Annotated in this window: 3 protein-coding genes; all 3 read right to left on the reverse strand. The window is 66.5% G+C overall.

Annotated features, from left to right (window positions below; genetic code table 11):
- Positions 1-1,050: cbb3-type cytochrome c oxidase subunit I (locus tag EQG76_RS12980; protein WP_200840783.1), on the reverse strand; the 1,050-nt coding region annotated here is incomplete at its 3' end.
- Between the two features lie 19 nt (positions 1,051-1,069).
- A complete protein-coding gene (gene coxB, locus EQG76_RS12985) occupies positions 1,070-1,948 on the reverse strand; it encodes a cytochrome c oxidase subunit II (protein ID WP_235031346.1) in 879 nt (292 codons plus the stop codon).
- A gap of 157 nt (positions 1,949-2,105) precedes the next feature.
- The coding region (locus EQG76_RS12990) for an RsmE family RNA methyltransferase (RefSeq protein WP_159713955.1) at positions 2,106-2,732 on the reverse strand (627 nt) is incomplete at its 5' end.

Here is a 2,732-nt window from a genome sequence, read left to right on the forward strand (position 1 = left end):
GAAGCGGATCGAGCCGCCCCACATCGTCGCGATCCAGGAGAAGATCTTGATGCCGGTGGGCACGGCGATGATCATCGTCGCTGCCGTGAAATAGGCCTTCACGTTCACGCCGAGGCCGACGGTGAACATGTGGTGCGCCCACACGACGAAGCCGATCACGCCGATGGCGACCATCGCGTAGGCCATGCCGAGGTAGCCAAAGATCGGCTTCCTCGAGAAGGTCGACACGATGTGGCTGATGATGCCGAAGGCCGGCAGGATCATGATGTAGACTTCGGGATGGCCGAAGAACCAGAACAGATGCTGGTACAGGACCGGGTCACCGCCGCCGGCCGGATCGAAGAACGAGGTGCCGAAGTTGCGGTCGGTCAGCAGCATGGTGATGGCGCCGGCCAGCACCGGGACCGCGAGCAGCAGCAGGAACGCGGTGATCAGCATGCCCCAGGCGAACAGCGGCATCTTGTGGAGCGTCATGCCCGGCGCGCGCATGTTGAAGACGGTGGTGATGAAGTTCACTGCGCCCAGCAGCGACGACACACCGGCCAGGTGCAGCGAGAAGATCGCGAAATCCACCGCCATGCCCGGATGACCGATCAGCGAGGAGAGCGGCGGGTAGACCGTCCAGCCCGTCCCGGCACCGCCGACGAACAGGGAGGCGAACAACAGGAGGAAGGCCGGGACCAGCAGCCAGAAGCTGATGTTGTTCATGCGCGGAAACGCCATGTCCGGCGCCCCGATCATGATCGGCATCATCCAGTTGCCGAAGCCGCCGATCAGGGCCGGCATGACGAAGAAGAACACCATGACGAGGCCGTGGCCGGTCAACATCATGTTGTAGAAATGGTAGTTGCCGCCCAGGATCTGATCGCCCGGCGTCATCAGCTCGGCACGGATAACCATGGACATGAGCATGCCGACAATGCCGGCAAAGCCTGCGAACCACAGGTACATCGTGCCGATGTCCTTGTGGTTGGTGGAATAGACCCAGCGCCGCCAGCCGACGGGATGGCTGGCGGGATCCACATGGGCGTGGGTGGCTTCGTGCGCCATCGAACGTCTCTCCGGCCGGTCAGCGCTGCGGAGCCAGGGCCTGGGCGGCATCCGCCACCACCGCCCCGCCACCGGCCTGCGCGAATTGCTGCTTGGCCTCCTCGATCCAGGTGGCGAACTCTTCCTTCGTCACCGCCCTGATCGCGATCGGCATATAGGCGTGCAGGTCGCCGCACAGTTCCCTGCACTGGCCGTAATACATCCCGGGCTCCTCGATCCTGAGCCAGCGCTCGTTCAGCCGGCCCGGCACCGCGTCAGTGGTCCAGCCGAGCGAGGGAACGCCCCAGCTATGGATCACGTCGGCCGCGGTGATCTGCACCCGGACGACGGTGTCCACCGGCAGCACCACGACATTGTCGGTCGTGAGCAGCCGCGGGTCGCCCGGCTGGAGTTCCGCCTCCTGGACCATGTTGGCGTCGAAGCTGATGCCTTCATGATCTGGGTACTCGTACGACCAGTACCACTGGTGGCCCACCACCTTCAGCGTCATCTCGCTCTCGGGCACCACGTCCACATAGTAGAGCAGGCGAAACGAGGGGATCGCGATGATCACCAGGATCAGCACCGGCACGGCGGTCCAGACGATCTCCAGGATCGTGTGGTGCGAGCGGCGCGACGGCGTCGGGTTGCTGCTCTCGCGGAAGCGCCAGCACGTGTAGACGAGCAGCGCCAGCACGAAGATCGTGATCGCGGTGATCACGACCAGGAGCAGGTTGTGGAACGCGTGCATCCGGTCTTCCACGGGCGACGCGGCGGGCTGCAGGTTCATCTGCCAAGGCTCGGGTTGCGCCGCATAAGCGGCGAACATCCCTCCGGCGAGCAGGATGACCACCGCCATCGCCAGCACCGGTAGCGCGCGCAATCGCATCGACACCGCTTCCTTCTTTGCCTCGCTCATCGCCCGACTTGCGGCCCCGAATCCCCGGACACCAGATCCCCGGACGAACGACATCCTTCCCGGGAGATGCGCGACCTCCCGGCTCGCAGCGACCATATGGACGAGCCCCAGCAGGCCGCGAGTGACAGATTGCCGCAAGTTTTTGGTTCTCCGAGGGTTATTCGTCCGTTTGCAGAGATTCGACGCTGAGCGGGGCCTGGAAACGGCGCAGCATGACGCTGGCCGCCAGAGCCGCCAGCGCCGCGGTTTCCGCACGCAGCACCGTGGGCGCCAGACGGCCCCGCACGACATCGGGAAGGCCGGCTAGCACCGCATCGTCCTCCGGAGCAAGCCCGCCCTCGGGCCCGATCAGAAGATCGGCGCCATCCGGCTCCCTGCCCAGCAGGTCCAGGGCGCTGGCTTCGGCCAGGGGATCCAGCACCAGGAGCGGCCGGCCCGGCCGGCGCAACGGCCCGATTCCCGCCAGCGGCGTTTCCCCATGGATCACCGGCACGTCCAGCCGTCCGCACTGCTCGGCCGCCTCGACCGCGATCGCGTGGAGGCGCTCGAGGCGGCCCAAGGGGTGGGCGATCCGCTGGCTGCGCACCGGCACGATCGCCGCCACGTCGAGCTCCGTGGCCTTCTCGACCAGCCATTCCAGCCTCGGCCGGCGGATGACCGCCTGGAACAGCACCGGTGCCGCGCTGCGCTCCGGCAGGTCCCGGAGCTTGTCCAGCACCGCGACCGCTGCGCTGCGCTTGCCCAGGGCCGTGATCCTGCCGGCAAAGCCGCCGCTCTGCCCGTC

The sequence above is a fragment of the Geminicoccus flavidas genome, assembly GCF_009806515.1.
GTDB lineage: Bacteria > Pseudomonadota > Alphaproteobacteria > Geminicoccales > Geminicoccaceae > Geminicoccus > Geminicoccus flavidus.

Bases quoted from the DNA above. Each gene is read 5' to 3' on its own strand.
- coxB (WP_235031346.1), bottom strand. From the start codon at position 1,948: ATGAGCGAGGCAAAGAAGGAAGCGGTGTCGATGCGATTGCGCGCGCTA.